The sequence below is a fragment of the uncultured Chryseobacterium sp. genome (assembly GCF_936933875.1).
In the GTDB taxonomy this organism is placed as follows: domain Bacteria; phylum Bacteroidota; class Bacteroidia; order Flavobacteriales; family Weeksellaceae; genus CAKZIK01.
The window spans coordinates 11,667-35,450 of record NZ_CAKZIK010000030.1 but is presented as its reverse complement, the minus strand read 5'-3'; the positions used below and the strand labels follow the sequence as shown (position 1 = coordinate 35,450).

General features: G+C 36.2%; 28 protein-coding genes. 17 read left to right on the top strand and 11 right to left on the bottom strand.

Translation table 11 applies throughout. The features are described 5' to 3' along the window. Positions 1–21 precede the first annotated feature (21 nt). A complete protein-coding gene (locus tag Q0252_RS05300; protein WP_297984491.1) occupies positions 22–645 on the top strand; it encodes a porin family protein in 624 nt (207 codons plus the stop codon). A 53-nt stretch (positions 646–698) separates the two neighbouring features. Here Q0252_RS05300 and purF read toward each other — a convergent pair whose 3' ends face one another. The 6 genes from purF to Q0252_RS05270 all read right to left on the bottom strand — a co-directional run bounded on the left by purF (position 699) and on the right by Q0252_RS05270 (position 6,366). Beyond that, positions 699–2,189 (bottom strand): amidophosphoribosyltransferase, encoded by a 1,491-nt coding sequence (purF, locus tag Q0252_RS05295; protein ID WP_297984490.1) that lies wholly within the window; start codon positions 2,187–2,189, stop codon positions 699–701. Between the two features lie 24 nt (positions 2,190–2,213). Further along, entirely contained in the window at positions 2,214–2,936 is a 723-nt protein-coding gene (gene purC / locus Q0252_RS05290) for a phosphoribosylaminoimidazolesuccinocarboxamide synthase (protein ID WP_297984489.1), read from the bottom strand. A gap of 68 nt (positions 2,937–3,004) precedes the next feature. Continuing rightward, a complete protein-coding gene (locus Q0252_RS05285; RefSeq protein WP_297984488.1) occupies positions 3,005–3,706 on the bottom strand; it encodes a DUF3307 domain-containing protein in 702 nt (233 codons plus the stop codon). Between the two features lies 1 nt (position 3,707). Next, complete coding sequence (locus Q0252_RS05280; RefSeq protein WP_297984487.1) at positions 3,708–4,310, bottom strand: SatD family protein; 603 nt, start codon at positions 4,308–4,310, stop codon at positions 3,708–3,710. A gap of 138 nt (positions 4,311–4,448) precedes the next feature. Continuing rightward, positions 4,449–5,126, bottom strand: a complete 678-nt coding sequence (locus Q0252_RS05275; RefSeq protein WP_297984486.1) for a T9SS type A sorting domain-containing protein — start codon at positions 5,124–5,126, stop codon at positions 4,449–4,451. Beyond that, positions 5,083–6,366: an endonuclease gene (locus Q0252_RS05270; RefSeq protein WP_297984485.1), complete on the bottom strand. Its 1,284-nt coding sequence runs from the start codon at positions 6,364–6,366 to the stop codon at positions 5,083–5,085. Before Q0252_RS05270 ends, Q0252_RS05275 begins: the two co-directional genes overlap by 44 nt. A 142-nt stretch (positions 6,367–6,508) precedes the next feature. Here Q0252_RS05270 and Q0252_RS05265 point away from each other — a divergent pair, with 142 nt between their 5' ends. The 6 genes from Q0252_RS05265 to Q0252_RS05240 all read left to right on the top strand — a co-directional run bounded on the left by Q0252_RS05265 (position 6,509) and on the right by Q0252_RS05240 (position 10,297). Next, a complete protein-coding gene (locus tag Q0252_RS05265; RefSeq protein ID WP_297984484.1) occupies positions 6,509–7,648 on the top strand; it encodes an acyl-CoA dehydrogenase family protein in 1,140 nt (379 codons plus the stop codon). A 72-nt stretch (positions 7,649–7,720) separates the two neighbouring features. Continuing rightward, positions 7,721–8,188, top strand: a complete 468-nt coding sequence (locus Q0252_RS05260; RefSeq protein WP_297984483.1) for a nucleoside triphosphate pyrophosphohydrolase family protein — start codon at positions 7,721–7,723, stop codon at positions 8,186–8,188. A 4-nt stretch (positions 8,189–8,192) separates the two neighbouring features. Next, positions 8,193–8,765, top strand: coding sequence for a thioredoxin family protein (locus tag Q0252_RS05255; RefSeq protein ID WP_297984482.1), 573 nt, complete (start codon positions 8,193–8,195; stop codon positions 8,763–8,765). 2 nt (positions 8,766–8,767) lie between these two features. After that, positions 8,768–9,382 (top strand): DUF4230 domain-containing protein, encoded by a 615-nt coding sequence (locus tag Q0252_RS05250; RefSeq protein WP_297984481.1) that lies wholly within the window; start codon positions 8,768–8,770, stop codon positions 9,380–9,382. A gap of 23 nt (positions 9,383–9,405) precedes the next feature. Beyond that, positions 9,406–9,588 (top strand): hypothetical protein, encoded by a 183-nt coding sequence (locus Q0252_RS05245; RefSeq protein ID WP_297984480.1) that lies wholly within the window; start codon positions 9,406–9,408, stop codon positions 9,586–9,588. A gap of 178 nt (positions 9,589–9,766) precedes the next feature. Continuing rightward, on the top strand, positions 9,767–10,297 hold the full coding sequence (locus Q0252_RS05240; RefSeq protein WP_297984479.1) for a hypothetical protein: 531 nt from the start codon (positions 9,767–9,769) through the stop codon (positions 10,295–10,297). Positions 10,298–10,359: 62 nt separating this feature from the next. On the opposite strand, the gene Q0252_RS05235 is transcribed toward Q0252_RS05240, so the two are convergent. Next, a complete protein-coding gene (locus Q0252_RS05235; RefSeq protein WP_297984478.1) occupies positions 10,360–11,223 on the bottom strand; it encodes an aldo/keto reductase family oxidoreductase in 864 nt (287 codons plus the stop codon). A 27-nt stretch (positions 11,224–11,250) separates the two neighbouring features. Between Q0252_RS05235 and Q0252_RS05230 the strand changes: the two genes are divergently transcribed. From Q0252_RS05230 to Q0252_RS05200, 7 genes are all read left to right on the top strand, one after another. After that, the gene (locus tag Q0252_RS05230; protein WP_297984477.1) at positions 11,251–11,664 is read left to right on the top strand and encodes a DUF6157 family protein; all 414 of its coding nucleotides are present in this window, start codon (positions 11,251–11,253) and stop codon (positions 11,662–11,664) included. Positions 11,665–11,738: 74 nt separating this feature from the next. Beyond that, positions 11,739–12,146: a hotdog domain-containing protein gene (locus tag Q0252_RS05225; protein WP_297984476.1), complete on the top strand. Its 408-nt coding sequence runs from the start codon at positions 11,739–11,741 to the stop codon at positions 12,144–12,146. After that, positions 12,143–12,703 carry an AraC family transcriptional regulator gene (locus tag Q0252_RS05220; protein ID WP_297984475.1) on the top strand — a complete coding sequence of 187 codons (561 nt, stop codon included), beginning with the start codon at positions 12,143–12,145 and terminating at the stop codon, positions 12,701–12,703. Before Q0252_RS05225 ends, Q0252_RS05220 begins: the two co-directional genes overlap by 4 nt. A gap of 77 nt (positions 12,704–12,780) precedes the next feature. Then, positions 12,781–15,504 carry a heavy metal translocating P-type ATPase gene (locus Q0252_RS05215; protein ID WP_297984474.1) on the top strand — a complete coding sequence of 908 codons (2,724 nt, stop codon included), beginning with the start codon at positions 12,781–12,783 and terminating at the stop codon, positions 15,502–15,504. A 1-nt stretch (position 15,505) separates the two neighbouring features. Continuing rightward, positions 15,506–16,111, top strand: coding sequence for a hypothetical protein (locus Q0252_RS05210; protein WP_297984473.1), 606 nt, complete (start codon positions 15,506–15,508; stop codon positions 16,109–16,111). An 87-nt stretch (positions 16,112–16,198) separates the two neighbouring features. Next, entirely contained in the window at positions 16,199–16,525 is a 327-nt protein-coding gene (locus tag Q0252_RS05205) for a hypothetical protein (protein ID WP_297984472.1), read from the top strand. Continuing rightward, complete coding sequence (locus Q0252_RS05200) at positions 16,522–17,202, top strand: NAD-dependent deacylase (protein ID WP_297984471.1); 681 nt, start codon at positions 16,522–16,524, stop codon at positions 17,200–17,202. Before Q0252_RS05205 ends, Q0252_RS05200 begins: the two co-directional genes overlap by 4 nt. A 448-nt stretch (positions 17,203–17,650) precedes the next feature. Here Q0252_RS05200 and Q0252_RS05195 read toward each other — a convergent pair whose 3' ends face one another. From Q0252_RS05195 to Q0252_RS05180, 4 genes are read right to left on the bottom strand one after another with little or no spacing between them, the layout of a single operon-like run. Beyond that, positions 17,651–18,295, bottom strand: a complete 645-nt coding sequence (locus Q0252_RS05195; protein ID WP_297984470.1) for a response regulator transcription factor — start codon at positions 18,293–18,295, stop codon at positions 17,651–17,653. A 5-nt stretch (positions 18,296–18,300) separates the two neighbouring features. Further along, on the bottom strand, positions 18,301–19,071 hold the full coding sequence (locus Q0252_RS05190) for an ATP-binding protein (RefSeq protein ID WP_297984469.1): 771 nt from the start codon (positions 19,069–19,071) through the stop codon (positions 18,301–18,303). Continuing rightward, entirely contained in the window at positions 19,061–19,738 is a 678-nt protein-coding gene (locus Q0252_RS05185; RefSeq protein ID WP_297984468.1) for a hypothetical protein, read from the bottom strand. The genes Q0252_RS05190 and Q0252_RS05185 overlap by 11 nt, the downstream gene beginning before the upstream one ends. A 20-nt stretch (positions 19,739–19,758) precedes the next feature. After that, the gene (locus Q0252_RS05180; RefSeq protein ID WP_297984467.1) at positions 19,759–20,298 is read right to left on the bottom strand and encodes a hypothetical protein; all 540 of its coding nucleotides are present in this window, start codon (positions 20,296–20,298) and stop codon (positions 19,759–19,761) included. A gap of 95 nt (positions 20,299–20,393) precedes the next feature. On the opposite strand from Q0252_RS05180, the gene Q0252_RS05175 reads away from it, so the two are divergent. The 3 genes from Q0252_RS05175 (at position 20,394) to Q0252_RS05165 (ending at position 23,782) form a co-directional block, all read left to right on the top strand. Beyond that, on the top strand, positions 20,394–21,062 hold the full coding sequence (locus tag Q0252_RS05175; RefSeq protein WP_297984466.1) for a YggS family pyridoxal phosphate-dependent enzyme: 669 nt from the start codon (positions 20,394–20,396) through the stop codon (positions 21,060–21,062). 106 nt (positions 21,063–21,168) lie between these two features. After that, complete coding sequence (locus tag Q0252_RS05170; RefSeq protein WP_297984465.1) at positions 21,169–22,353, top strand: sigma-54 dependent transcriptional regulator; 1,185 nt, start codon at positions 21,169–21,171, stop codon at positions 22,351–22,353. A 73-nt stretch (positions 22,354–22,426) separates the two neighbouring features. Next, the gene (locus Q0252_RS05165; protein ID WP_297984464.1) at positions 22,427–23,782 is read left to right on the top strand and encodes an MATE family efflux transporter; all 1,356 of its coding nucleotides are present in this window, start codon (positions 22,427–22,429) and stop codon (positions 23,780–23,782) included. The last annotated feature ends 2 nt before the right edge of the window (positions 23,783–23,784 follow it).

Here is a 23,784-nt window from a genome sequence, read left to right as displayed (position 1 = left end):
AAAAATTAAAATTTAGAAATTATGAAAAAGTTATTTTTAGGAGCAGCAATCGCAGTAAGTTCATTGTCATTCGCTCAACAGTTTGGTATTAAAGGTGGTATGAACGTTTCTTCACTTTCAGAAGATGCTTCTTTAAGCGACCAAGCTTCAAAAATTGGTTTTAATGCAGGTGTGTTTATGAATGCTCCTTTAGCTGAAAACTTCAGCATCCAACCGGAAGTTTTGTATAATGACTTAGGATCGAAAATTACTAGAAGTACTACAGTTAATGGCAATACTTATTCTGCAGATTATGCAAGAAACTTGGGTTACATTTCGGTTCCAGTAATGTTTCAATATAATGCTACTCCAGCATTTTATTTAGAAGCAGGTCCTCAATTTGGTTTCTTAGTAAGTGCTAATGACAAATACAAAAGTTCTACCAACGGAAACACCAACAGTTCAAATATCGTAGCTTTAGATAAAGATGCGTTCAACACATTCGATTTTGGTTTAGGTCTTGGAGCAGGTTATTATTTCACACCTAATGTAGGTCTTACAGCAAGATATGTAGCCGGATTAACTGATATTGCTAAAGACAGACCTTCAGGATCCGATGCTGTTAAGAACAACGTTTTCCAAGTAGGTTTAGCTTACAAATTCTAATAAAGTAGAAAATTAGATATCAGAAAGGTTGAGAAATTCTCAACCTTTTTTATTTATTCATCTGTATAATCAGGGTTTGGCCCCGCTGGAACTGGATACTCTTCCGTAAAACATCCGAAACAGTGCTGATGTGAACCCAGAATTTTAATGAGATTTTCAATGCTCAAAAATTCTAAAGAATCCACTCCCAAATAATTCCGAAGTTGTTCCGCACTCATGTTTGCTGAAATCAAATCGTCTTTTGAAGGCGTATCAATTCCCAAATAACAAGGAGCAATGATTGGCGGAGAAACACTTCTGAAATGAATTTCCTTTACTCCCGCATCTTTAAGAATTTTCACCAAACGTTTTGAAGTAGTTCCACGAACGATGGAGTCGTCAATAATTACTACTCTTTTTCCCTTTATTTCTGAAATTATTGGATTCAACTTTAGATTCACTATTCTTTCCCTCATTTCCTGAGTTGGAACAATGAAGCTTCTGCCAATGTATCTGTTTTTAATCAGAACCGGACGAAAAGGAATTCCCGAAGCTTTGGAAAAACCAATAGCAGCAGGAACACCGGAATCCGGAACGCCAATCACAATATCTGCTTCAACCGGCGACTGTTCCCAAATTTTTTCCCCTGATTTCTCACGAATCTCATGAACATTAATATTTTCAAGTGTAGAATCTGGTCTTGCGAAATAAATATATTCGAAAGCACACAGTTTACGTTCACAATCTTCTTTTACAAGGAAACTTTGAAGCCCTTCCTCATTTTCGTTGGTGTAAATAATTTCGCCTGGCAAAATATCTCTTACATATTGAGCTCCTACTGCGTCCAAAGCAACAGATTCGGAAGCCACAACGAATGTTTTCTCATCAATTGCGCCCAAAACCAAAGGACGAATCCCGTGGAAATCCCGAAAAGCAAAGAATTTGTTCCTCGTCATTCCGACCACAGAATAAGCGCCTTCAATTTTTTCCATGGTTTCTTTAATGGCACCACGCAAACCTAAATCGAGGTTTTTCTGAATGAGTCTTAAAATAACTTCTGAATCGGAAGTTGCTTTAAAAACAACGCCTTCTTCTTCCATTTCTCTTTTCAGTTCTGCCGCGTTCGTTAAATTTCCGTTATGTGCTATGGAAAGGATGATTTGGTCGTATTCGTTCTTTGCAAAAAATGGCTGAAAATTATATTTCTTTTTGTCTCCTGCAGTCGTGTATCTCGTATGACCAATCGCCGAATTTCCCATAAAGGTTTCCGGCTCTCTGATGTTCTTGTACACATCCAAAACCAAACCTTCATCCTTTATATTATGGATTTTCCCGTTGTTCATCACAGAAATTCCGCAAGCTTCCTGTCCGCGATGCTGCAAGGCGAAAAGCCCAAATTGAGACAGCGAAAAAGTATCCAAATCTGCTTCAGAATACATCCCGAAAATACCGCATTCCTCACTCGGAACATCGAAAACATCTTCCTGCTTCAGAAAATTTCTGCCGTAAGTTCTTGTTTTAAACTGATTTAAATAATTTTCCCGGTGTTGTTGTAAATCTTTCATTTTTACGTTTTCGTACGGAAATTTTTATTTGTTAAGTACCGCTTTCAAACGGTTATAAATTTCTACATAAGCTTCGGTAACTTCGCCCAAATCTCTTCTGAAACGGTCTTTATCAAGCTTCTTCATGGTATCTTTATCCCAAAGTCTGCAAGTGTCCGGAGAAATTTCGTCTGCCAAAACAATTTTACCGTCGGATGTTTTTCCTAATTCAATTTTGAAATCAACCAAAATAATATTCATTTTGTCGAATAAATCGATAAGGATTTCATTGATGTCGGAAGTCAGTTCGTACATTTCATCCAGTTCTTCATACGTTGCAGCTCCAAGAAAAACTGCGTGATGATCATTAATCAAAGGGTCGCCCAATTCGTCTTTTTTATAACAAATATCGAAAATGGTTACCGGCGATTTTATGCCTTCTTCCACACCCAGTCTTTGCGCCATACTTCCCGCAGAATAGTTGCGAACCACCATTTCCAAAGGAATAATGTTCACTTTTTTTACCAACTGTTCTCTTTCGTCGATTTTTTTGATGAAATGCGTTGGAATTCCCTTATCGTTCAGATATTCGAAAATTAAAGTAGTAATGGCGTTGTTCATTTCGCCTTTCAAATCTACACTGCCTCTTTTCTGTGCATTAAAAGCCGTTGCATCATCTTTGAAACGCACTACAACCTCATCCTGATTGTCGGTTTCAAACACCTGTTTTGCTTTACCTTCATAAAGCATTGCTCCTTTTTGACTCATTTTTTCTTTCTTTTAGGAAAACTTTCGTCTTCCGTTTTACTTTTATTAAATTTTATTCTTTTAAGTTTTTAAAGCTTAACCAAAATTCCGGTTAAAATAGCGATACCGAAACTCAGTAAAGTTCCTATCAAAACATATTCTGTAAGTTTCCGCTGTTTTGCTTCCGCCAAATCGCTGAATCTGAAAACAGATTTTGCGGCAATCATAAATCCTACTCCTTCCCAATGATTCACGATGATGAATACGAAAACCAGCAATCTTTCCAAAATCCCGATGTATTTTCCTGCGTTGGCTAAAGAATCGGTTTGAATATTGGTTTTCTCGGTTGGATTTGGCGTCCAAATCGTGATTAAAGTTTTAATGATAATGGAACTTGGAACCGTTAAAAATAACGCTCCCGCTAAAATCCTCAAAACCGGTTCAGTGAAAATATCCGTGAAGTAAAAATTCGGGAAATACCAGAACGAAACTCCCGCGATGACTGCGATATGTAAGAGTTGGTCGACAAAAAACCAGGTTCTTTTTGTTTTTGGATTTTGAAAGCTCAGTTTTGCCCAATCAGTAAAGAAATGTGTTACGGCAACAATTGCAGCAATCCACCATAATTTGATGTCCCACAGAAAGATAAAGGTTAACGCGAAATGAATCAGAACATGCAGATACAGATAAAAACTTTTCTCCTTTTTCTTCTCTTTATCAGCTACCCAAGAATTCGGTTGGAACAAGAAATCCCCAAGTAAATGTGCTAATATGAGTTTGGTGAAAATCATGTTACAGTGCGGCTACTTTTTTTCGGAAATATTTGTCGGTTTCTGTGATGAGGTCGTAATTGGCGCGTTTCAGACGTTGCGAAACAGACGATTGTGTTATATTGAGTTTTTTGGCTACGTCTTCCTGATTAAGAGCTGAATCCTGAAGAAAAATATCCATAATTTCTGCGGAAACTATCGACCAATTGTCGGTTACGAGACTAAGCCAACTGAAAACGAGATTCATGGTTTCATCAAAATCTTCGTTGGCAGAATGAATACCGAGATTTATTTTTTCTGACTTGAGTTTGTCGAGATTTCGACCGGAATTGACGAAAGCACTTCCATTCGATTCTGAAACTTTACCGCCTTTGAAATCCTGCATCCCAAGACCAATTGACATCCGAACATCCAAATCCTGAATTTTTTTGATTTTGGCCTTAATCTGCATTAGTTTCAGAAAAGCATCTGCAGCATCGTCCACCAAAACCTGAAATTCATCTCCGCGATAAATTTCCCAGTTTTCTTCTTTTTCGTTGGCTAAAGCTTCTTTTAGCGCATTGTGCCATACTTCAGTATCGAAATCCTGAGATTTTACAATGTCGCCTGTAATTACCGCTTTCATGGTACAAATATAATCAAAATAACTTATACCCGAAGATATAAGTTATTTTAATTATAAACTAAAAAATTAGCGATTTCGATTATATTTTAAAATATTAGCTTTATTGCTTATAAATTTTGAAATAAGTTTTTGCGCTAATTATTTTTTGATAAATCTGAATGATTTTCCATCCAACACAAGAAGATAAACGCCAGCTTTCAACTGACTTACGTCAATAGATTTTTTGGTTTTGAAAGGTGAATTTTCCTCAGAAATTAATTTTCCGGAAACATCATAAATCTGCGCTTTCGAAATTTTCTGCACATCCTCTCCTTTCGCAAAAAGATTTCCTTCCGAAACAGGATTTGGATACAAACGTATTTCATTTCCGGCAATTACAACATGCTGAGCTGCTAAAACACCAAGATTTTCACAATAGTTCGTACTGTAGCTCTGCCATTCGGAAGAGTTAAATGTTGTAGTAGGATGAGTAACTGAAGTCAATCTGTAAAGCGAAACATTATTATTAGCATTCAACATATCTTTAGTACCAACAACATCAACAGCGGTACTTTTATAGGCAAGTTCAATATATTGGGTTCCTGTGTACATCATCGGAGGAGCTGCAGTTACAAACTTCGCCTGTGAAACAGAATAGCAAGGTAAACTTGCTTCGGGATTCATCACTACAAAAGTTTCACCGGGAGCTGCGGTTCCTTCCAACTCATAAGAATCTGAAAAATAATAGTTTCCAGTTGAATAATCGTAAGTCTGAATATTAAGCTTGTAATTGTTAAGATTTACTGCATGACCTGTTATTGGTAATCTCGATAGCATTATTGAAGATTTTTGCATTGGAATCGGTTGTACCTTCAATATATTTGGTAATCATTAAATCCTTTGCATAAGAATCTGAAGCCAATGTAGTTGCAGAAATTACATTACTGTCCGAAGACAGCAAATACCCATTATCATATGCCTTTACGGTAATGTTATAAGAAGTAGAAGCCGAAAGATGATCTAAAGTAAAATCTGTAGTTTTCGTAGAGCCAACTAAAGCTCCATCAACATAAACTTTATAGCCAATAACGTCAGCACTTACAGAAGGAGACCAATTTACAGTAATAAAATGAGCGCCACTTTGCGTAAAAGCTAGATTAGTAGGTGCATTTGGAACTACACCATCAACAGTTTGATTCCAAATTAGATCTACCCATTCCGGATGATCAATAAAAGGGTTTCGGTTTTTCTGAATGTTGTAAACCTCGTTATTTCTGTCAATTTCTCGTTGAGAAACCGGATCTTGAGTATTCCATTGCAAAAGCTGCTGTAAAAACCATGGATCCAAAGCCCTTTCCAAAGTTCCATCCAAAGTACTAACATCGGTAGTGGGGTTTTGAGTTGTTGATGAATAATAAATTTCAGATTTAAAACCTGAAAGTTTGCTCTCATAACGAACAACGAAATAAAGAATCATTCTTGCAATATCACCACGAAACTCCGGAATCGGCTCATAGACCCGGCCTCTGTATTCGGTTCCCGGGTTTAATCTATTTCCAATTTTAGAGGTGTTGGAAAAAGTATAATGTAGTTCAGAAGCATTTGTTTTCGAAATGCCATAAGGGTAATAATTACGAAGCTGATTAATTTTTGCATCTGCAGGAATTACAAAATGAACATCGGAATACATGGGATAATCCGAATTAAACGTAGCCTGTGGAACAATATGCTCTCTGTTGAGTGCGCTTCCTTCACCTGCAGCTCCCGTTCCGACTATTGGATAAGAAAAAACCTGAGTATCCAAAGTGGAAAACTCCTTTTTATCCGGTCCGGTTGGATTTTCTGAGTAGATATCCAGAAACGTATTATTGTTCTCATAATACTTGTCAACATCGGTTGTTGCATAAATATCACGAAGATCACTGTCGTAATTCCAGTTATAATTGCTCTTCGAAATAATTTCATGAAGTTTGGTCTTCAGTGCATAGCCTGACAAACCTTCGGTACCGAAATAATACGTCCCTTGTGCGAATAGTAAAGCCGGTAAAAATGATAAAGAAAATAGAAGTTTTTTCATACACAAAATGATAAGACGGCAAATGTAAGTTTTTCACCTTCAAGTTGTTAATTTTTTTATGTTAAATATCACGATGAGTTATCCACATCTCCTCAATGGTGATAAATACAAAAAATGTATATTTGAGAAAATTAAATTTATAATGGACACACCTACTTTGGATAACCTGAAAATGGTAGCAGAAACCGCTAAGGATTTTGCCGAAAAAAACATCAGACCGAATATTATGGATTGGGATGAAAGTCAAACTTTCCCTGTAGAACTTTTTCATCAGTTGGGTGAAATGGGTTTTATGGGCATTGTAATTCCTGAAGAATATGGCGGTTCCGGTTTAGGTTACCATGAATACGTGGCGGTTTTGGATGAAATTTCTCAGGTTGACCCGTCTATCGGACTTTCAGTTGCAGCACATAATTCGTTGTGTACGAATCATATTTATGAATTTGGAACGGAAGAACAGCGCCACAAATGGCTTCCACAGTTGGCTTCCGGAAAAGTGATCGGAGCTTGGGGATTAACAGAGCACAATACAGGTTCTGATTCTGGTGGAATGAGCACAACCGCTGTCAAAGAAGGTGATGAATGGATTATCAACGGGGCGAAAAATTTCATCACGCACGCTATTTCAGGAGACATTGCTGTTGTCATGACAAGAACAGGTGAAAAAGGCGCAAAAAATAATTCCACAGCTTTCGTTTTGGAAAAAGGAATGCCAGGATTTTCTTCAGGTAAAAAAGAAAACAAATTGGGAATGCGCGCTTCCGAAACCGCAGAACTTATTTTTGATAACGTAAGAGTTCCCGATTCCCACAGATTGGGTGAAGTTGGAGAAGGTTTCAAACAGGCCATGAAAATTTTGGACGGCGGTAGAATTTCTATTGCGGCTTTAAGTTTAGGAATTGCAAGAGGTGCTTACAAAGCGGCTTTAAAATATGCTAAAGAAAGACAGCAGTTCGGAAGACCAATTTCGGATTTCCAAGCGATTAATTTCATGCTTGCAGATATGGCAACAGAAATTGATGCAGCTGAATTGTTGATTCAAAGAGCTTCTACCTTGAAAAACGGCAAGAAAAAAATGACAAGAGAAGGTGCAATGGCAAAACTGTACGCTTCTGAAGCTTGTGTAAGAATTTCGAACAACGCACTTCAAATCTTCGGAGGTTATGGTTATACTAAAGATTTCCCTGCTGAAAAGTATTACAGAGATTCTAAACTGTGTACGATTGGAGAAGGAACTTCAGAAATCCAGAGATTGGTTATCGGTCGCGATATTACTTCGTAACAAACAACAAAACATATTTTGAAAAGCATCTCTTTTGGTGCTTTTTTTTATATTTGCTCAAATAAAAATTTAATGGAAAAGATTGATTCACTGAATCAGGTTGCTGAATTTCACAAAACTTTTAATGCACCCATTTTAGATACGCCGCAAATCCCATCAAAGGAAAGATGCGAACTTCGTGTTGAACTTCTACAGGAAGAACTTAACGAACTTAAACAAGCCATTGCAGACAATAATATCGTAGAAGTTGCAGATGCACTTTGTGATTTGCAGTACGTTTTGAGCGGCGCGGTTTTAGAATTCGGTTTGGGCGAAAAATTTGTGACACTTTTTAACGAAGTTCAAAGATCAAATATGTCAAAAGCCTGTGCAACACAACAGGAAGCAGACGAAACGATTGAATTTTACAAAGAAAAAGGTCAGGAAGCGTACGCTGAAGCTTCTGGAGATAAAATTAATGTTCACCGAACTTCCGATAATAAAGTGTTGAAAAACAAATACTACTCTCCTGCCGATTTACAGTCAATTCTTGAAAAATAATTCAATGATGAAAAAAATAATTTTCACAATATCATTTGCAGCAATTTCCTTATTGGCTTTACAGTCATGCGAGGCACAAAAAGTTGTCGTAAACAGACAAGTGGAAACACAAAACGACGGTTCGATGCTTTTGGGAACTCAAACCATAGATCAGTTTCATAAAACTCCTTTCAGCGATTGGTACACAAAGGAACACGACGAATATAAAATTGATGAAACTTCTGTTGCTGAACTGAAAAAAGAAAAACTCAATTCTTACCAAATTGTAACTTTTTTAGGAACCTGGTGCGAAGACAGCCACCGCGAATTTCCACGTTTGATGAAAATTTTGGAAGCAGTAGATTATCCTGATGCAAAACTCACCATTATTGCGGTAAACAGAAAGAAAGAAGCTCCCAATGGTGAAGAAGGTCTTTACAACATCCAAAAAGTTCCTACCATTATAGTAAAAAAATACGGAAAAGAAATTGGCAGAATTATTGAATTCCCTAAAACAGGCTTCCTTGAAAGGGATTTATTAGAAATCATCAAAAAAGACAACCACGGAAGCGTTATTGGAGAAATCTTTAAAAAATAATTTTGAAAAACAGAAATATCATATTATCGTTTATCGCAGGAGTAATCTTAACATTGCTCCTGTTTTTTGTTTTGAAGGGAATTTTCAGTTCAGATAAAGAGAAAACGCAGAACGATTTCTACATCATCACCAATCAAATTAAAAAAATGAATAAAATGGTGGTGATGGAACAGGATTTTTCGAGCATGCAGAAAACGAAAATGACTTCCGAACTTTTAGGCGGCGGTTTACTTCCACCCATGGAAAAGGAAATCATCACTTTTACCAAAACCAATGCCCAGGTTTCTTATGATTTAAATAAAATGAAACTGGATGTGGATAGCATCAACAAAAAGCTTATAATTTCCGAACTTCCTTCTGCAGACATCAAAATTACACCGAGTGTTGAAATCCAATCGATGGACGATTCGTTTTTTAACAGGTTTGATGAAAAAGACCTTCAGAAAATTACAAAAACAGCCAAAGACAATGCTTACAAAACGGTCGATCAAAACCGTTTAAGAAGCGAAGGCAGAAAACAGCTTTTAGAAAATCTCAACAATATTTTCGTTTTGGCAAAGGCTTTGAATTACACTATTGAAGATAAGACAGGAACTGTCGATACTTCAAAATACTAATTCACAAACTTAAATATTAAATTATGGACAAGCCAACCAAACACACAGAAAAAGCGGAAGTTAAGAAACAAAATCAGGACTTTCCCAATATTCCCGCAGCTTCGGAAAAAATTAAAAGCGAAGCTGTTGTAAAAAAAGAAATTAAAGAAACTTCTAAACTTCACGACGACGGTAAAACCGACAATACAGAACAGAACAGCAATTAACTTGCTGTTTTTTTTATCACAATTCCAATATTATGTTAAATAAAAGTTAACTCAACTCCGATTCTATAACGATTGTGTTAAACAATGATAAACTTTATGCAAAACATGACAATTGTCATGTTTTTTGCTGTTTACAGGACATCAAATCACAAATTATTAACACTTAAAAATTAAAATTATGTCTTACACAATCGTGGGAATGTTTCCCGACACCAAAATGGCAGATGATGCTTCCAATAAGTTAGATAGCGCAGGCTTTGAAAAAGAAGATTATACGATTTCTCGTTACAAAACTATTGGCGAATACGATGCAAATGGAGATTACGAATACGAAGAAGACGAAAAAACTACAGGTTTCTGGAACTGGCTTTTCGGAGAAGATGAATCCGAAAGAAAAAAATACAGCTACGCAGGAACCAAAAGCAATCTTGTGACAGTTTACACCAATGATTTAGAGAGAGCTGAAAAAGCAAGAGATATCATGAATGATCAAGGTGCAATCAACGTCAACGATTTCGCCGGACAGAATGAAGCACACGAAGAATTTACCTCTACAGAAAGCAATACATTATCGGCTACTGAAAGAGCAAGAATTATAAATAAAGCCAAAAACGACCTCTATTTCAGCAACGACGATCGGACTTACAACGTTAGAAGCAGAGGAATGACCAGTGATATGGACTCAATGGGAACAAGAGATGACGCCTAAATAATAGTTTCATAATTTGTTTATTCCGGCTTCTCCAATTTTTTTGGAGAAGCCGGTTTATTTTATGCAACCTCTTCTCCTTTTGCAGCTTCCAATAAGGAAAACCAATCTTCCCTTCCAAAATTAATTTCTAAACTTTTTTTGAATTTTTGAATGGTTTCGGTTTTTGAAGTTCCAATAACCGGTAAAATTCCGGAAGGATGTTTTAAAATAAAAGCTAAAAGGATTTGATTTTCCTCCGCATTGTATTTATCACAAAGACCTTTCAAAACTTTTTTGATTCTTGAATTCTGTTCAGAATGTTCAGAAAAATAATTTCCCATAACACTCCAAGCCATTGGCCGAAGGTTTTTCATCATGAGTTGGTCTAAAGTTCCGTCAGTAAAAGAATTGGTATGATTTAATGAAACTTCAAGCTGATTGGTTATGAGTGGATAAACCTGATGAATTAAATCAAATTGTGTAGTGGAAAAATTAGAAACCCCAAATTCCAAAACCTTTCCCTGATTTTTCAGCGTTTCAAATGCTTCTGCAATTTCGTGAGGATTCATCAAAGGTGAAGGACGGTGAAGCAACAGCAAATCCAGATAATCTGTCTGAAGATTTTCCAAACTTTTCTCTACAGAACTGATGATGTGTTCTTTTGAATAATTATAAGATTTCAGTTTAAAATCTCGGTTTTCGCAGGGAATTTCAATTCCGCATTTTGAAATCAGCTGAATTTTCTCACGGTTTAAGTTCATTTCTTTCCAGGCATCACCAAACAGCTTTTCTGTCGTATAATTTCCATAAATATCAGCGTGGTCGAAAGTATAAAGTCCGAGTTCAAGCGATTTTTCGATAACCTTTTGTACTTCTTGTGGAGAATAGTTGGCTCCCCAAATTCCCCAACGCATGGTTCCGATAATGATTGGTGAAAAATGCATAATTTTAGATTTAAAACAAATTTAAAAATGAAAATCCACACCACCAATTACGAAAATACTTTTATTGAAGTTGCTGAAGACTGTAAAGTTTCTGCATCGAAACAACCACCGCAAAAACCAAACAAAACTGTTGGAGAAATTCAGTTTGAAATGATTTCTAAAAATCCTTACCAATACACTTCGGACGATGTTATTTTTGAAACCTTCGCACAAAAAAATGATATTTCTGAAACTGAAAAATCCGAAGCCAGAAAACATTTTTTCTCAAAAGGACAAGCCTGTTTGAGATGTTCTCCGCTAACCAAAACCTATGGTTTCGGTGTTCACAGCGATGCGGAAGGAAAAATTGCTTTAGTTCCTATGGAGAGTGACGATTATCAAAAATTTCTAAATGATGAAAAGGTGCAGAAAGTAAAAGCCATGCGTTCTACGAAAGCTTAAATTGATTTTCTCAATCATTCAAAACCATTGATTCATCTCGATTTTCTGCGTAAATTTGTTCAAATTTTAAAAAGATGAATTACCATACCAGAAAATGGATAAAGCCTGAAGATTTAAACCCAAATCATTCCCTGTTCGGAGGAAGATTACTGCAGTGGATTGATGAAGAAGCCGCGCTTTATGCCATTGTTCAGCTGGAAACACCACGTTGTGTTACCAAATTTATTTCGGAAATTAATTTTGTGAGTTCTGCAAAACAGGGGGACATTATCGAAATCGGTATTGAAGCCACCGAATTTGGCAATACGTCTATCACTTTAACCTGTGATGTCCGCAACATGATGACGCGCCAAACCATTATTACCATTGATAAAATTGTATTTGTAGGCTTAGATGAAGAAGGAAAACCAAAAAAACACGGCAAAACGAAAATCGAATATGTAAGCGACAGGCTTCAGAATATTGACAATCCTTCAAGTTGAAAATCTTTATTAAAAATATGGTTTGTGGCCGTTGCGAAATGGCGGTTTCTCAAATTTTTAAAGATTTGGGAATTGAGACCGTTTCCGTTCAGTTAGGCGTGGCGGAAACTCAGAATGATTTGGGTGAAAAGGAACTAAAAAATCTAAATAACCAACTAAAAAAAATCGGTTTTGAAATTTTGGAAGACCAATCGCAGAAACAAATCGAGCAAACCAAAAATCTCATTATCCAGAAAATTACTGAACTGGATATTTCCGAAGATTTCCTGCTTTCCGAATTTTTGAGCGACAAAATGCACCGCGATTACAGTTCGATTTCCAAACTTTTTTCACAAAACCAAGGTAGCACGCTGGAGCAATTTTTCATCCTTCAAAAAATTGAAAAAGTAAAGGAACTGCTTTTTTACAAAGAATTTTCACTCACCGAAATTACCGGGAAACTTGGCTACAAAAGTGTGCAGCATCTGTCGGCGCAGTTTAGGAATACAACCGGATTTACGCCAACGGAATTTAAAAAAATGAAAGGCGAAAACCGCCTGCCACTCGACAAATTCTGAATTTCATAAATCTTTTCCCGATATTTGTAACTGTCTGAGATTTCAACTCCCGAAATTTGTAGTAGAAAAATAATCGTATGGAAAAAACCTATCGCGTAACCGGAATGACTTGCTCCGGATGCCAAAATAAAATATCAAAAACTTTAAATTCAATCGACGGAATTCACGCGGAAATTAATCTTGAGGATGCTTTGGTTAAAATTCACTCTCACCATGAAATTTCTTTAGATGAATTAAATTCCAAATTGAAAGAAGCCGGAAATTATGCTTTGGTTGAATTAAATTCAACAGAAAAAACCATTCAAATTCCCCCAAAAGACCGCATTTCCCCAAGTTCTGTTTACTATTGCCCTATGGAATGCGAAGGCGAAAAAGTCTATTTTGAGCAGGGAAAACGCTGTCCGGTTTGCAATATGTATCTCGTTCCCATTGAGGAAAAGGAGGAATATAAAAACAAGCCTCAAACTTTTTCCAAAACCAATCTTCCCGAAAACTTTAAAGATAAAATAGGCGAATATTTTTGCCCAATGTTCTGCGAAGCTGATAAAACCTACGATTCTGATGTTGGTTGCCCGGTTTGTCATATGCATTTGGAGAAAATTGATGAGCAATTATTAATGAGCAATAAGCAATCTGAAAATATTACTCATCACTCATTGTCCATTACTGATGACCGAGCCGGAAAATACTACTGCCCTATGTTCTGTGAAGGCGACAAAGTTTACGAAAGCAATGTTGGCTGTCCGGTTTGTGGAATGGATTTAGTACAAATTCCGGGAAAGGCCGGTGAATTTGCAGAAGATGGTACTGTAAAAATTTTATCACGAAAATTGTGGATTGCTGTAGCTTTCACTATTCCGGTTTTTATTCTTTCAATGGGTGGAATGTGGATTAAATGGCCGTTTTCGCATCAAGTTCAGGGAATTTTGGAACTGATTTTAACGCTCCCGGTTTTGTTTTATGCGGGTTGGTTCCTCATCGTTCGTGGTTACCGTTCCTTCAAAACCTGGAACCTTAACATGTTTTCGTTGATTGCTTTGGGAGTTGCAGCAGCTTTTCTTTTCAGTTTAGTGGCTTTGTTTGTTCCAAATATACTTCCTCATCAAATGACACATGAAGGAAAAGTTCCTCTTTATTTTGAGGCTGTTTCTGTAATTCTGACTTTGGTTATTTTGGGACAACTGATGGAAGCGAAAGCACACCAAAGAACCGGCAAAGCTATAGAAGAACTCATGAATCTTTCTCCCGATGAAGCCAACTTAATGATTAACGGAGAAGAAAAAAAAGTTCCGCTTTCCGAAGTAAAAGTTGGAGATATTCTGCGCGTAAAACCCGGTGAAAAAATTCCTGTTGATGGGAAAATTTCAGAAGGAAATTCTACAGTTGATGAAAGCATGATTACGGGAGAACCCATTCCAGTGGAGAAAAAAATTGATGAAAAAGTAACTTCCGGCACCATCAACGGAAACGGAACTTTTTTGATGGTAACAGAGAAAATTGGTAGCGACACACTTCTTTCAAAAATTATTGACATGGTGAATGCTGCAAGTCGCAGCAAAGCGCCTATGCAAAAACTCGCAGATAAAGTCTCGAAAATTTTTGTTCCGACAGTAATTCTGATTTCTGTTTTGACTTTTGTCTTGTGGGTTATTTTTGGTGGTGAAAACCGATGGATTCTGGCTTTTGCAAATGCTGTTGCTGTTCTAATTGTTGCATGTCCTTGTGCGCTTGGTTTAGCAACACCGATGAGTTTGATGGTAGGAATTGGAAAAGGCGCCAAAAACGGAATTCTGATTAAAAATGCAGAAGCTTTGGAGCAAATGGCAAAAGTAAATGTCCTAATTACCGATAAAACCGGCACTTTAACTGAAGGCAAACCAAGTCTGGAAGAAGTTGTTACCGCAGATACTTCTCAAAAAGTTGAAATTCTGAAATTGGCGGCTTTACTCAATCAAAATTCGGAACATCCTTTGTCTAAAGCGGTTTTAGATGAATTCAAAACTGCTTCTGTAAGTAATTTTGAAAAAGTAGAAAATTTCGAAAATATTTCCGGAAAAGGCGTTAAAGGAAATATTGATGGGGAGCGAATTCTGCTGGGAAATGAGGCACTTTTGGAACAGTTCAATGTTGAAATTCCTGAAATTCTTAGAAAGCAAGTGGTGGAAAATCAGGATCAGGCAAAAACAGTTTCTTTCCTCGCAAAAGGCAGTGCAACGTTAGGATTTCTAACTTTTTCAGATAAAATTAAATCTACATCCAAAAAAGCAGTTGAATTTCTACAAAATGATGGTGTGGAAGTCATTATGATTACGGGTGACAACGAACATACTGCAAAAGCTGTTGCCAGTGAACTCGGGATTCAAAAATTTGTGGCAAGTGCGCTTCCACAAGACAAGATGGAGGCTGTAAAAAAACTTCAGGCTGAAGGAAAAATTGTAGCGATGACGGGAGACGGAATTAATGACGCTCCAGCTTTAGCACAATCTAACATCGGAATTGCAATGGGAACCGGAAGTGATGTCGCTATCGAAAGTGCTGAAATTACTTTACTGAAAGGAGATATTTTAGGCGTTGCTAAATCAAAAATTTTGAGTGAGGAACTTTTGAAAAACATTAAGCAGAATCTCTTTTTCGCATTTATATACAACACTATCGGGATTCCGATTGCCGCAGGTTTACTCTACCCTGTTTTCGGAATTTTACTGAGCCCGATGATTGCTGCAGCTGCTATGAGTTTTTCTTCGGTTTCTGTGATTATAAATTCTTTGAGACTTAATGCTGTAAAATTAAATATCAATTAGAATGGATATAAAAATTCCCGTACAAATACAAGGTGGCTCCAGCGATACGGTTTCCACAATTGTTTTTAAATCCGATGCGGAAGCTCGCCTCCATTTTGAAAAAGTAAAAAAAAGATTTTTGGATATCAACTCATGGGAACTGTTTGCAGGAAAGGAAAAAGCGGAGTTTTCACTGCGGAATAATGCAGGTGAAATTCTGCTTGAAAAACCTGCAATTGGTGATTATCTCAAAATTAAAATTCCGGGGTTAAAAAATCCCACTGGTAACGGTTTCGACTGGGTAAGAATTGAGGATATTTTAGAAGCGAAAGAGCCTAACTGCGAAAGTGTTTACATTCGGGTAAGACCAACTTGCGATCCCACAAAGCCGGAGGAAAAAACCGCGCATTTTTTTGATGAAAAAGCAACTTCAAATTTTATTATAAAAAGAGAAAAAAATACAGTTTCGGCGGAAGTTCACGGTAGAAATGAAGAACCCAATCTTGAAGATTTGTCAGCGGTTGAAAAAGTGCGGAATTTTTTAGTTGCCGTTGGCGGAATGATTGCAGGAAGCAAGTTCCAGTGGAAATCTTTAACAGATGGTTTAATAAGTAATGATGAAAAATAAGGCTTACATCGGCTGATTTTTTTTTCAACAATACTTTAGTACTGCGGAATCCAAAATGCCCTATTTTTTAAATCAAATTTTAATGTGATGAAAGATTCGAGCAGAACAAATCATGAATATTTAATGAATCAACTAATCAGCAATTCTTTTGCGGAAGTTTTTAAAAATTACGAAGAAGATGATTTGGAAAGCAAACTCGCCGTTTATATTAACGAATTGATTGACAAGGATTTTAACAAACTTATAAATCTCCTTTACCGAATTGACATCAGCGAAGATAAACTGACAAAAGCCTTAAAGGCTGAAGATAAAACTCAAAGTTCAGGAAACACCATCGCAAAACTCATTATAGAAAGACAGCTTAACAAGTTAAAATTCAGAGAACAGTTCTGTAAAAAGAAAATTAACGAATGAAAAAGAAATTGGTCGTTTTATCCGGTGCCGGAATTTCTGCCGAAAGTGGTATTAAAACTTTTCGGGACTCTAATGGACTTTGGGAAAATCATCGTGTTGAAGATGTTGCAAGTCCGGAAGGTTTTGCGAAAAATCCGCAACTGGTTCTGGATTTTTACAATGCAAGAAGGCGACAGCTTAAAGAAGTTGAACCCAACGAAGCGCACAAAATTTTAGCCGACTTGGAAAAAGATTTCGATATTGAAATCATTACCCAAAATGTAGACGATCTGCACGAAAGAGCCGGTTCTACAAAAGTTTTGCATCTTCATGGTGAACTCAGGAAAGCGCGTCCTGTAAATTCTTTGACGAATATAATTCCTTGGGAAAAGGATTTGAATTTAGGCACTTTGGATGAAAACGGAAACCAACTTCGTCCGCACATTGTTTGGTTTGGGGAAATGGTTCCTGAAATGGACAATGCCTTAGAAGTAGCGTCGAATGCAGACATTTTCTTGGTTATCGGAACATCAATGCAAGTTTATCCGGCTGCAGGATTAATTCATGAAATTCCGGAAAATTGCGAAATTTTCGTTATTGATCCAAATCTCGAAAATCGTTTCACTCATTCGGAAAACTGTTTTAAATGTGGTGCTTCAGAAGGGATGAGAAAGTTCAGAGAAAAACTCACCAAATAAAAAACCAAACATCTTACGGGATCTTTGGTTTTCTGTAGAAACATCCTCTTAATATAAGAAATGGTTATTAGTTTTTCATTTTTGTTACACCAAAGATAAAATGAAAAACAATATATTAAGAGCGTTATTTAACTGAATTTTTTGTAGGAAAAACACCCTATCATCAAAAAACCACATGAAAGAAAATCATGTGGTTTTTTGGTGCGAAAAAAATAAATAAAATATGAAGAAATGGTTATTAGTTTTTCTGTTTTGTTTACCCAAAGGTATCTTGAAAAACAAACCAATGTAAAAGGAAATAACCTATAAAAATTAGAGGAAAAACACCCATAAAAAATACCGACCTCGAAAAGCCGGTTTTTCATCATTTGTGTTAGTAAGTGTTTTTTTTAATGTGTTGTAAAAGTAAAAAAAGAGGTCTCACCAAAAAAGGGGAAAAACACCCTTTTTATTGCAAACCGTGTTTTATCGCATACAAAACAAGACCTACTCTGCTTTTTACATCCAGTTTGATAAACACAGAATCTCTGTATCCATCAATGGTTTTAGGGCTCAAAAACATTTTGTCTGCAATTTCTTTATACGTCAGTTCGGAACAAGAATATTTTATGAATTCTTTTTCCTTATCCTTCAGTTCGTTCATTATATTTTTATGCTCCTTTTCTTCGGTTTTAATTTTCAGTAAACTTTGTGCAACCATATCCGTATAAAAAACTCCTTTTTCATATACTGTTTTCAAAGCTTCAAAAAGCATTTCGGGTTGTGTATCTTTCAGCAAATATCCTTTTGCGCCGGCTTTCAGCATTTTGATGATGGTATTTTCGTTGTCTTCCATCGTTAATGCAATTACTTTTACTTCCGGATATTTTTTCGTGAGTTCTTCAGTGGTATCGATGCCGTTTTTCAAAGGCATATTAACGTCCATCAAAACAACATCGCGTTTTATAGCTATACTTTCGTAGTCTTCCAAAAATTTTTCACCATTCGGACTGTTCATCACTACTTTGAATTTTTTATTCTCGGAAATCACGTTTTCCAGTGCTTTGGAAATCAGCTGATGATCATCTACAATGGCTACTTTTATCGGTTCCATGGCTTTTAGGATTTTGGGTAAATTAGTTGAAGTGAAGTTCCGACATTTTTTTCAGAATTAATATTTAAATCTGCTTTAATCATGGTTGCCCTTTTTTTCATATTGGCCAAACCTGAGCTTTTCACTGCGTTTTCGGAAATACCGACACCATTATCAGCAACATTTACCAAAAGAATATTGGGTTCGTCAGAAACAGTTATCACCAGTTTTTTTGCTTTAGAATGCTTCAGTGCGCTATTGATACTTTCCTGAATAATTCTGAAAATAATCAATCCGTCCTTTGGATTAATGTCGATATCGTTTTTATTGGTGGAAAACTCGGTTTCAATTAAGTTCAGTTTCGAAATCCTTTTCACTTCCAGTTCCAGCGAGTCGATCAATCCGAAATGTTCAATCTGCTCAGAAATAAACGTTTTAGACATGTTCCGGATATCCTGAATACTTTCACCCAACAAATCGTTAATTTCTTTCAGGTTATCCTTTGTTTCGCCTTCTGTCTTCGAAATCATTTGGTTATTCATCATTTTCGCAACCGAAAGTTTCTGCCCAATATCGTCGTGAAGTTCCTGACCAACATAAGTTAAAGTCATTTCCCGCATTTCTATCTGCGCCAATGCGAGTTCCTGTTCAAACTGTGCTTCCTTTTCTTTTTGGGAAACAAGCAATTGAGTTTTCTTTCCTACATAGAAAAGATAAATAAGCACCATCATTAATATAAGAAGAAGGATAACAATGCTCGACATAATGAGGAGCATATCCAAGTCACTATTTTTCAAATTTTAACTTTTTTTGAAAATCATTTTTACTGTAAAATATCCCAATAAATAAAATTGAATAACCAATTAGGTTTATTGAAAAAAGCATTGCACCAAAAATATTTCCATTCAGTTTTTCTCCGACTGTTTGACTCATGATTAACAAAGGGAGAATTCCAAGATATATAAATACTAAACTAATAGAAATCCAAAAAGGATAATAAGATTTAATTTGTAAGATTTTTTCACTATTAAAAGTCTCATAGAAAAACAACATTACGGAAAATAAAAGCAATATTATCGATACAAAGTAATTGTAAAAAGAGAATGTTGAGAAAAAGTCCTCAATTAAATGAAAGGATGCAAGCAAATTAAGCATGTTTAAAACAATTATTAAAAGCTGTATTTTTTTTAACCTCGGTGTTTCTAAAATTTTGTAAAAATAAATAAGCATAACAGAAAAAAAAATAACAGCAATTCCCACCGAATAAAATAGATTTACATTAAATTTGCTGTTAAAGATTCTTACAATATAAACAACCCATTCTGTAATTACCACAGTAAGCATTGCAAAAATAAATAACCAGATTTGTTTACCTAATCTCTTCTTGTAAATAAGCAAAAAGACAAGAATAACTAAATAAAAAAAATTAAGAAGTAGAGTGAAAATTTCTCGACTAGTGCTCATAATCAGTTTTAATTTTTTTCTTATTTTGGTGGATTAAGATGCCCCATATCCATTCCCGGAATTTCTTCCACTTCTTTATCTGTAGGCATTGCTTCGGTTCCTGTAGAGCCGGTACCACTACTTTGAATTTGTGCTGTACCTACTTTAAGTTGTCCAGTCGGTACAAAATAAATTGTTTGATAACCGTTGTATTTTGCAGGAACTCTATCGTCAAATTTTCCTTCTTTAGGATATTGTCCCATTTTTATTTTAATACCCATATTTTGATATCCTTTTGCTTTCGCTTCGCTTTTTACAAATTCAATATAGCTTTCTAAAGTTTCCAAAGAATACCAATACTCGCGGGAATCTGGTAATTTTGGATCTCTTTTTTCATTGATAAGGCTGTAATTAAACTTGGTATAAGTATCTTCTAATATCTTCTCCTGTTCTTTTGTAATAATTTTATCCTTATAGCTGTAGTTAATAGCTTCCGGTTTCGATTTTGGAATACACATCTGGAAAAGCAGGCTAACAAGCAGTGCACAAAGCAATCCTAACACAAGTAATTTTGATTTCATGGTCCTATAATTTTTAAGTTTACGCAAAATTAGAGTATATTTGAAACCTACTCACAGGAAAAACACCCATTTTTACATCAACTCCTTCTATCACGATGATTCCCGAATATTTAGCCGCTAATTTTAATCAGATTAAAAGCCTTTTACCCGATAATGTACAACTGGTTGCAGTATCTAAAACCCATCCAGCAGAAAAGATACAAAATCTTTATGATCTTGGGCAGCGCGTTTTCGGTGAAAATAAAGTACAGGAACTGTGTGAAAAACAACCCTTACTTCCCAACGATATTCAATGGCATTTAATCGGTCATCTTCAAACCAATAAAGTAAAATACATCGCTCCTTTTGTAGATACGATACAAAGTGTGGATTCCGAAAAACTTCTGGAAGAAATTGGTAAACAGGCTGCAAAAAATCATAGAAAAATTAAAGTCTTGCTACAGGTAAAAATTGCTGAAGAAGATTCCAAAACCGGACTCGAAGTGAATGAAACCAAAGAACTTTTCCTGAAATATCTGCAGGGAAATTTCCCAAATGTTGAAATTACAGGTTTAATGGGAATGGCGACTTTTACTGAGGATGAAGCACAAATCCGCAGAGAATTTACTTTTTTGAAACAGCTATTCGATCAACTAAGTTTTCAGAAAAAACTCGAAACCCTTTCGATGGGAATGAGCGGCGATTTTGAATTGGCTATTGAATGTGGTGCAAACTCCGTTCGTGTAGGTTCTGCCATTTTTGGAGACCGAAATTATTCTTTGTGAAAAATTTAACGAAAAAAATCACTTAAACTTACGTTAAAGGAATAATTTTTGTTACGAAATGAATAATTATTTCCGAAATTTTTAAATATTCATTAAATTTGCAGTTATGCAGAAAATCCTAATCGTAGAAGACGAAAAAGCCATTTCGGGCGTCCTTCACAGCATTCTTTCCGACGAGTTGAAAGATGCAGAATTTGTAATTGCTGAAGACGGTCTTGAAGGCTTTAAACAGATAGAAAAAGAAGACTTTGCGCTTGTTATTTCCGACATCAAAATGCCGAAACTTTCCGGTACAGAACTGTTGAAACAGGCTCTTGCAATAAAACCAGAAACCACTTTTGTGATGATTTCCGGTCATGCCGATATCGACACCGCAGTTTCTGCGCTGAAAGAAGGTGCTTACGATTTCATTTCAAAGCCTATTGATATCAACCGTTTGCTTACCAGCGTAAAAAATGCCTTGGATAAAGGAAATTTAAAACAGGAAAACAAATCCCTTCAAACCGAAAATAAAACTTTAAAGAAAAAAGTCAACAAAAAATATCAGATGATTGGCGAATCTCCTGCCCTGAAAAAAATTCAGGACATGATTGAGAAAGTTGCTGCATCCGACGCGAGAGTTTTAATTACAGGACCAAACGGTGCCGGAAAAGAGTTGGTTGCGCATGCGATTCACTCTCAAAGTGAGCGTTCCAGAGGACCAATGGTAGAAGTAAACTGTGCGGCGATTCCTTCGGAACTGATTGAATCCGAACTTTTTGGACACGTAAAAGGTTCATTTACAGGAGCTATTAAAGACAAACAGGGTAAATTCGAATTGGCGAACAATGGAACTATTTTCCTCGACGAAATTGGTGATATGAGCTTAATTGCACAGGCAAAAGTGCTTCGTGCATTACAGGAAAGCAAAGTTTCTCCCGTAGGAAGCGACAAAGAAATTAAAGTGGACGTAAGAGTTTTGGCTGCGACTAACAAAAATATGCAGACCGAAATTGAAGCCGGAAGATTCCGTGAAGACTTGTACCACAGACTTTCTGTAATCGAAATTTACGTTCCGCCTTTGGACGACAGAAAAGATGACATCCAGCTTTTGGTAGAGCATTTTGCGAAAAATATCGCCGAAGACCAGGGAACGGCAGAGAAAAAATTTGATCCAGCTGCAATTAAAGCTTTGGAAGCGTTCAGTTGGACAGGAAATATCCGTGAACTTCGAAATGTTGTAGAAAGATTGATTATTTTGGGAGCAAACCCCGTAAGTGCAGAAGATGTGGCAAGTTTTGTAAGAAAATAAAATCATATAACTTTAAAATATTTTGAAAAAGTTTGCAGTAATTTTGCTGCAAACTTTTTCTTTTAGAAAACTCATGCGATTTTTAAATAAAAACTATACTCAAGAATGCCTGAAACTGGCGCTCCCTGTAATGTTAACACAGGTTGGACAGGTTTCGGTAAATTTATTCGACAATATTATCGTTGGTAAATTACTTGGAGCTCAGGCTTTGGCGGCAGTTTCCTTAGGAAACGCCGTATTTTTCTCGGTGTTTGTTTTTGCACTCGGATTTTCGTTTGCCATTCCGCCTTTGGTTTCGGAAGCGCATTCGCAAAATAATCACGAGAGAATTAATTCGGTGTTTCGCCATGGATTTGTCATTAATCTTGCAGTTGGCTTATTACTAATGATTTTATTGATTTCGGCGACACCATTGCTCTATCACATGAATCAGCCCAAAGAAATTATTCCGGACACCATTTCGTTTCTTACAATCATGACGGTGAGTATTATTCCGTTCATGGTTTTTCAGACTTTAAGAGAGGTTTCAGAAGGACTTTCTTATACAATTGGGGTAACGAAAGCCACTATTATCGCAAATGTGATTAATATCGCTCTGAATTATGTTTTCATTAAAGGAATGTTCGGATTTCCACCAATGGGTGTAAAAGGTTCAGCTTTGGCGAGTTTATTGGCAAGAATTTTTATGATGATTTTCCTTTATTTCGTTCTTTTAAATCAGGAAAAGACGAAAAGATATATCAAAGATTTTTCACTGAAAATTGCAGGATTTTCCAAAGCCATGTTCGATAAAATGCTGAAGCTTGGTTTTCCAACAGCATTACAAATGTTTTTCGAAGTAACAGCTTTTGCAGCTGCAGCTTTTATTTGTGGTTTAATTTCAGCAAAAGATATTGCTTCACACCAAATTGCGCTTTCGATGGCGTCGTTCACTTTTAATCTTTGTATTGGTTTCAGTGTGGCTTCAACGGTGATGATTGGTAGAAAACTCGGGGAGAAAAATTTTGTGGAACTTCAGAAAGTAGGAATCAACAATCTGAAAATTGTGTTTCTTTTCATGCTTTTTTGTGGTTTGATATTTATTTTAGGAAGAAATTTTTTGCCTACATTTTTTACCAAAAAAGAAGATGTTGACGTGATTCTGCTTGCTTCAAAACTTATGATTATTGCAGCTTTGTTTCAGCTTTCAGATGGAGTTCAGGTGGTTGCTTTGGGAAGTTTAAGAGGAATTCAGGATGTGAAAATTCCTTCTATTATTACTTTTATCGCTTATTGGGTCATTACCATTCCTTTAGGCTACATCCTTTGTGTGTGGGAGAAAATGGGCGCTTTTGGAATGTGGATTGCGCTTGGATTAGGATTAACACTTTCCGCAGTAATGCTTGTTTACAGATTTATAACGCTTTCTTCGAATAGGATTAAAACCTAGAT